The following is a 7,559-nucleotide window of genomic DNA, read 5'->3' on the forward strand; positions in this document are numbered from 1 at the left end:
TCTAGCTTTAATAATGGAAATTTAAGTAAAATGATTAAACCGTTAATTTTTTCGGGCGTTGATAGTATCCTTTTGCTGCATCAATTAGAAGAATCTTAATTACTTTAGTGATTGTTTAAGCCACTATGAATAATTCGGGTAGAACAATATTTTATCATTAATTAAAATATTCTGATAATATTTTGCTAAAACTGTGCATTATTTTGTATGGTGTCTTGCATAAATTATGAGATGATTAGTACATACTAATTTTAATTAATTGAAAGGGGAATACCTCAAATGATTATTGGAGTACCCAAAGAAATTAAAAATAACGAAAACCGTGTAGCGCTAACTCCTGCCGGTGGAGACGCCTTCCGCAAAGCCGGACACCAAGTTGTCATTGAAAATAATGCGGGTACCGGTAGTGGAATTAGCAATGAAGACTATCTTGCTGTCGGTGCTGAGATACTGACTAACCCGCATGACGTTTATGCCGCCGCTGATATGATCATGAAAGTTAAAGAACCCCTACCCGCCGAATATGATTTGTTTAGAAATGGCCAACTTCTTTTTACCTATCTTCACCTAGCACCGGAACCTGAGCTGACCGCAGCCTTACTTAAGAAAAATGTTGTGGGTATTGCTTACGAAACAGTTCAACCTGCTGACAAAACATTGCCTCTACTTTCACCCATGAGTGAAGTAGCCGGGCGGATGTCCATTCAAATTGGTGCTCAGTTTTTGGAAAAGCCAAATGGCGGAAAAGGTATTTTGTTAGGTGGGGTCGCCGGTGTACCCGCCGCTAAAGTTACGATTGTCGGCGGTGGTATCGTGGGAACTAATGCTGCTAAAATGGCCATCGGCATGGGAGCAGATGTCACGATCCTGGATTTAAATATTGGACGTCTCCGCTATCTCGATGATATCTTTGGCGCCCGTATCAAAACCTTAATGTCCAACAGCTATAATATTAAGCAGGCTGTTGCCGAAGCAGACTTGCTGATCGGAGCAGTCCTCATCCCCGGTGCTAAAGCTCCCAAACTTGTTACCGTTGAAATGGTTAAAGCGATGAAACCCGGTTCGGTTATCGTTGACGTCGCTATTGACCAAGGGGGTAGCGTAGAAACAGTCGATCGGGTGACGACTCATACTGATCCAACCTACGAAAAGTTCGGAATTATCCATTATAGCGTAGCCAATATGCCTGGCGCTGTACCCAATACCTCGACCTTCGCCTTAACCAATGCAACTTTGCCCTACGCACTTAAGATCGCTAACTTGGGCTATGCCGAAGCTATTAGAACGGATCTTGCCCTGGCCCGCGGCGTCAATGTTATTCACGGTAAAGTGACGTATAAGGCCGTTGCCGAAGCTCTCAAGCTGGAATACACTCCCTTGGCGGACGTAACAAAAGTTCCTGCCGAATTCTAATCCCTTAACCCTTATCCCTTAAGGATAAAGTTTAAGGGATAAGGGTAATGCCAAGATTAAGCAAATTTAAAAACCCAGCAGAGAACAAGCATTCGTTTGTCTGAAGAAGAAGTGAGGTGTAAATAACCTTGAATATTTTCAGAAAAAAAAACGTAGATCAATTACTATTAGAAGCAGAAGAACAACCCAATAAATTGAAAAAAGCCTTAAGTGTTTTTGATTTAACTGCCCTCGGAATTGGTGGGATTATCGGTACAGGGATCTTTGTCTTAACCGGTATTGGTGCAAGTAACTTTGCAGGACCTGCCTTAGTAATATCCTTTATCATCGCAGGAGTCGCCAGCGCTTTTGCTGCCTTGGGTTATGCTGAATTTGCATCTATGATTCCTGTAGCGGGAAGTGCTTACACCTATGGTTACGCATCCTTAGGAGAAATTTTCGCATGGACAATTGGTTGGGACTTGTTGCTCGAATATGGCTTAGCATCATCGACAGTTGCCGTAGGTTGGTCTGGTTACGCGGTGTCTTTGTTCTCAGCGATTGGTATTGACTTGCCGGCTTGGGCGATCAATTCTCCTGCAGCAGGCGGTCTTATCAATCTTCCAGCAATATTTATTGTGGGTATTATTACCTGTCTCCTAACCGTAGGAATTAAAGAGAGCAAATGGGTCAATAACATCATTGTCGTTGTAAAACTTTTGGTTATCATATTATTTATTGCTATCGGTACATCACATATTCAAGTTTCCAATTGGCATCCTTTCTTGCCGTTTGGTTGGCAAGGAGTTATGACAGGCGCAAGCATAATCTTTTTTGCTTATCTTGGATTTGATGCTGTTTCAACAGCTGCTGAAGAATCTAAAAACCCGCAAAGAGATTTGCCAATTGGACTTATTGCTTCCTTATTGATTTCAACTATCTTGTATATTATTGTTACATTAGTCTTGACCGGTATGGTGAATTACACCCAATTAAATACTCCGGCGCCTGTTTCCTTCGCACTTAATATGATTGGTAACCACTGGGCTGCAGCTCTTCTCGGAGTTGGTGCAATGGCTGGAATTACTAGCGTCCTTCTGGTTGACATGTACGCCCAATCCCGTATCCTCTTTGCGATGTCTCGAGATGGGCTCTTACCCCATACCTTTTCGAAAGTCCACTCTAAGTTTCAAACGCCTTACCGAGGAACATGGATAATAGGGATTTTAGTGGCGGCTCTTGCCGGTTTTACGCCAATTAAGGTTCTTGCTGAAATGGCCAATATCGGTACACTTTTTGCTTTCGTCATTGTGTCGGCGGCAATTATCGTCCTCAGAAAGACAAAACCCGATCTTCATCGTCCTTTCAGAGTTCCTTTCGTGCCGCTTGTTCCGATTTTAGCCATTCTTTTCTGCCTCTACCTGATGTATAACTTACCCATTATCACCTGGATTCGTTTCATTGTCTGGCTTATCCTAGGTTTAATTGTCTATGCAATCTATGGGAGTCATCATAGTAAAGTTCAATTAGAAGACGATTTATCCTAAGTCACCAAATAGAAAGGGTTGCAAAAAATAGAAGCAAATGCCTAGAGGTTGAATTTCGATCTCTAGGCATTTTAACATTATCTTATGAACACTCGAATTCTTCGACCACCGAAGCACAGCGTGGACAGGACGAGGGCACCAAGTCAAAAGACTTGGTGCCAAGAAATAAGAATATTGATCGTCTCCGCTATCTCCGGATTTTAATCTCTTAAGACCTCGCTTTTTAAGGTGCAGGAACGAATAAACTAACCGTAGTCATCCCATGTTCAGATTTAAATTTGACCCCAGACTCTTTACCGAACTGTAGCTGCAGACGCTTATGCACATTACGGAGACCAATTCCTGCCATAGTCCGGTTATTCTCACTTAAATCAAAAACACCGCTGCTTGGAACCATGCCTACTCCATCATCCATCACAGAAATCTCCAAGATATCACTTAGCTTTTGCCCCTTTATCCAGAGATGGCCTATACCCTCCTTAGGCTCTAGCCCATGGATACAGGCATTCTCAACCAAAGGCTGTAAACTTAAAAAAGGAATCTGGACGTCTTTTATCTCTTCTGGAACTTCGATCGATACTTCAAGACGATCTCCGAACCTGTTTTTTTGAATAAGGAGATAATTTTCAACATAATGGAGTTCGTCCTGTAACGAAACCATCTCATCCGGATGATCGAAGTTTTTCCTCAATAAGTTTGACAGAGCAAAAAGCGTTTTCAAGCCTTTCTTGTCTTCGCCCAAAGTGATTAAACTGGTGATCGTATTTAATGTATTAAATAAGAAGTGAGGTTTAATCTGAGCTTGTAAGTTTCTCAATTCTGCTTTATGCAAAGTATGCTCAAGCTCATCAATAATTCGCGCATCCTCAGCAGCCTTTAGTTTTTCTCGGCCAAGCTCTTCGAGCATTTTAGCTCGGTAAATCAATTCTACAATATAATTAACCACAATCTGAATCAATCCACCTGCAGCCTGACATTTATCCATACTAATAACGTTTATTTCCTGGAAAGTACGGGTCAGCTGTTCGGGATCAAGGCCCAAGTCCACGGTAGCTTGAAGCATATCCTGAATTTCTTTAGCCCCTGGTTTCTCAAGATGCATCTGCCCACAGGTTATGGACCCGAGGAACTGTTGATCAACGACAATCGGCACGGACATAAGCATTACCCCGGCATGGCATTTCCCCATACATGCGTTGCTATTCTTGACAGTGTCATCGCCGAGTTGGGCATTGGAATCAATACAGCGTTGAAGACCCCCTTCGCTGGAACGTATGCTGCGGCAAAACCCATAAAAGTAATCGTGTTGAACCACTGGGGATCCCATCGCATCATTAATATCAATCGTAATGTCAGTAGCCTTTGTAAACGTTTCAATAATCCTTACCAGCTTGTCTTTCTCAACGAGATCAAACAAGTTATTTAGCTGATGATCCATACCTATCCTCCTGCACTTATGCACTTATGCAGATTTTTTCCCAGAGCTACTTCAATTATAACTCCATCTATTCTCAAAAAACTAAGGCTCCAAAAGAAATATGCTCAGTATTTCTTTTGGAGCCTCATTACTTTTTGAAAGGTACAACCATAAAGTTAAAAAGTAAAATGTTCTTGTTTTAATTAAATTTCTCATCGAGATAGACATCCGGTTTAAGGATGATTCCCCACAACTTTGTTCTATCGAAAAACCTCAGATAGGGGAATAATGAGACTTTTCTCGGAGATAATTAGCAAAAGCCAAGTACAGTTCACCCAATACTTCTTGGTGATCTGTCGAAGGAGCAGGTGTCATGTCAAAGGGCACCCCATCTATGAGTTCCCAACGCTCGTCCTCTGGCCATCTAAGATAATCCCTGTAGGTGAAGCGCGTACTTAATTCATTTGGAGTAAGCGACATGGCAGATATCTCCCTTTCTTTCCCATTTGCACTATTATATCATGCCCAGTTAAGATTTAACTAGCAGTTTTCCAACATGTCACTCCTAGATTATAGTAAATCCAAGCTATCCAATACCAAGGTTCCGATTACCCAGGCCACTAAGACAGAAACTCCCCAAGACCCACTCTTCGTCCCGAATACCTGGTAGCCCCCTCCCGCAGAAGATACTCCTTATCTCCTGCGACTACCGTCATTTCCCCATGAACAATCACTCCACACTCTTCCCCTTTGTGTGCAACTAAATCAGTTTTCTTAGATCATTATACTCTTTTAAGGCTCATTTTTTATTGACACATTCCATAATAGTGATAAGTTTGATATTACAACGAGAGTAAGAGGGCTGCCTATGCTAAAGAAAACCGCTGGTTGCACTTATGCTATCTGCCCAAAACTTATACTTTCTGTTAGTACAAGAAAAAGATCATCAAGTTCTAATCTCGTTGATGGAATTTGTGTGAAAATGCCAGAATCACGTCTTTTGACTGTTTTTGCATCCAAAACTGAGGCAGATAAAAGCAAATACCGAATCGGATATAATCCCTTACGGTAATTTATCGTGATACAGGGGGAGAAGTAGTAATATCTATTATTTGATACGTCTTTCCGTTCCGAGTAACTTTAAAGAACTGAAATTTATCTAAAATCCAACCGTTTTCGGAAGGGATACCGTTTCCAGATCCGGCTTGATTTTTATCATATTGGACCGAATATTTAGCAGTAAAAACAAATTCAGAAGAGGTTTCAGAATAAATCTTTACTTCGCTTATCTTATAATCAATAACCTGTGCATCGGCCCCATTTGGTTTATGTTCCAGATACTTAACTAAAAGTTGTTTTGCACTGTCGAGAGTATTGTATTCTTCGAACGTTCCAGAAATAACATCTGACTTAGTTATTGGAATAGTTGCATTCGTGCTGTTACTTACGTTGCTACAACCACCTAGAATTAAAGAGAGTAATATAATTAAAGCAATACGCATAATATCATCCTCCTTCAGTGCCAACCCCAACTATTTAAGTTTAAAAATAGTTGGGGTTGTGGTTTACTTATATTTTAGATATAATCATGATTCCAGTGCAGAAACCCCCTGATTTTTTGTCTAAAAGCAGGAATTCACCCCTGTTATATTGAATTATGCAGTATAAGAAAGATATTCAAAGATATCTTGATATAATTTGCTTATACTATGATTTGAGGTGATTTTTGCTATGTTTAGAGAAAACAAAACGCATAGACAAGAGAAATTATTTAATAATTTGAGTGGAATGGATCATCGCTATAAAAAGAGACTGGAAAAGAGTTGGGCTGGGCTGTTTTATGAGCATGTTTTTTGTAAAATTGACGAGAACTTATTTGCTCCTCTTTATTCGAGTGATAATGGACGTCCGAATTTCCCGATCAACATCTTGGTTGCGCTTGAAATCATCAAGCATTTAAAGAATTTTGTTGATGAAGTTCTTTTTGACGCGTTTGCCTATGACTTTCAAATTTCCTATGCCTTGGGCATCCGTAATATCGGTGAACTGTATTTTGCACGCAGAACGTTCTATGATTTTCGGGCCAGACTGTATAAGTACACATTGGAACATCCCAAGGAAGGGGGTGTGATCTTTCAACAGTTTGAAACACTCGTCCAACACTTCATTAAAGTAGCTCAACTTGATACCGACGAACAGAGAATGGATTCGACTCAGATTATGTCTAACATCAAACGGGCTGGACGGCTCGCCTTGGCTTATGATGTGTTACTTCAAGGAATCAAGGCATGTCCCCCAGAAATTCTTAGTTCTGATTTTAAAGAGGTCTTAGATCCGCATTACAAGACAATCCTTCTCTATAAATTGAAAGATACCGAAGTCTCGTCACGCCTAGAAAAACTCTTGAATTTAGGAGGTGAACTGAGCCAACTCGTGAAAGACAACTTGGAATTGCAAATGCGTCCAGAAATCAAGGTACTCGTTCGCTTTCTAAAGGAACAAACGCTTTATGACGACGAACGCAAAGTGTGGTTAGCTAAAGAGAACAAAGATATCGACGCGAGTTCCCTTCAATCCGCCTTTGATGCAGTGGCAACGTTTCGGAAAAAGGCGGGTAAGAGTCACGTCGGCTATGTGGCCAATTTTGCTGAGACATGTGCTGACACAAACTTTCTTAGTTTGCTTGCCATGCTCTGATTATATTACTCAACTTTCGCAGTTGACGAAATAGGCAACTTATGTAGATGCCAATCCTAGTCGATGCTTCAAAAATTTCGGGAGTTTGTTCATGAAATCTGTAAAGATTTATCAATCATTTTCTTAGAGAGGAAGAGATTTTCGCGAATCGTTGATATAAACAAGTTCACGATAAGTAAAAATGCCTCTCGAAACTCTATGGATTTAATTTCATCACAGAACTCATAGAACATCCCTCCATGTGCCTTACTGTCATGGTTTTCCCTAGTTTCAACACTTAATAGCATATAACGGATGGTTACAATAGAAGTATGAGCGACCATCAAATCATAACTTTGACCTTGGAATTCTTTAGCTAAACCTAAAAATGATTCTGGTGCAGAAACCCTCTGATTTTTTCATCAAAAAGCAGGAATCTACCTCAATTGTGTTGAATTATATAGTATAGTGGAGATAACCATAGATATCTCAATATAATTTATCTATACTGTAGTTTGAGGTGATTT

6 protein-coding genes are annotated in these 7,559 nt (G+C 40.5%); 3 read left to right on the top strand and 3 right to left on the bottom strand.

Features of this window, described 5'->3' with window-relative positions:
* The first annotated feature begins 279 nt into the window (after window positions 1-279).
* The gene (gene ald / locus VM640_RS12180; RefSeq protein ID WP_325392578.1) at window positions 280-1,413 is read left to right on the top strand and encodes an alanine dehydrogenase; all 1,134 of its coding nucleotides are present in this window, start codon (window positions 280-282) and stop codon (window positions 1,411-1,413) included.
* Window positions 1,414-1,541: 128 nt separating this feature from the next.
* On the top strand, window positions 1,542-2,939 hold the full coding sequence (locus VM640_RS12185; protein WP_325392580.1) for an amino acid permease: 1,398 nt from the start codon (window positions 1,542-1,544) through the stop codon (window positions 2,937-2,939).
* A gap of 223 nt (window positions 2,940-3,162) precedes the next feature.
* On the opposite strand, the gene VM640_RS12190 is transcribed toward VM640_RS12185, so the two are convergent.
* The 3 genes from VM640_RS12190 to VM640_RS12200 form a co-directional block, all read right to left on the bottom strand.
* Window positions 3,163-4,377, bottom strand: a complete 1,215-nt coding sequence (locus VM640_RS12190; RefSeq protein ID WP_325392582.1) for a sensor histidine kinase — start codon at window positions 4,375-4,377, stop codon at window positions 3,163-3,165.
* A 252-nt stretch (window positions 4,378-4,629) separates the two neighbouring features.
* Window positions 4,630-4,836 carry a Uma2 family endonuclease gene (locus VM640_RS12195; RefSeq protein ID WP_325392584.1) on the bottom strand — a complete coding sequence of 69 codons (207 nt, stop codon included), beginning with the start codon at window positions 4,834-4,836 and terminating at the stop codon, window positions 4,630-4,632.
* 593 nt (window positions 4,837-5,429) lie between these two features.
* The gene (locus VM640_RS12200; protein WP_325392586.1) at window positions 5,430-5,858 is read right to left on the bottom strand and encodes a hypothetical protein; all 429 of its coding nucleotides are present in this window, start codon (window positions 5,856-5,858) and stop codon (window positions 5,430-5,432) included.
* 229 nt (window positions 5,859-6,087) lie between these two features.
* Here VM640_RS12200 and VM640_RS12205 point away from each other — a divergent pair, with 229 nt between their 5' ends.
* On the top strand, window positions 6,088-7,053 hold the full coding sequence (locus VM640_RS12205; RefSeq protein WP_325392588.1) for a transposase: 966 nt from the start codon (window positions 6,088-6,090) through the stop codon (window positions 7,051-7,053).
* Window positions 7,054-7,559 lie beyond the last annotated feature (506 nt).

It is taken from the genome of Desulfitobacterium sp., from assembly GCF_035539115.1.
In the GTDB taxonomy this organism is placed as follows: domain Bacteria; phylum Bacillota; class Desulfitobacteriia; order Desulfitobacteriales; family Desulfitobacteriaceae; genus Desulfitobacterium_A.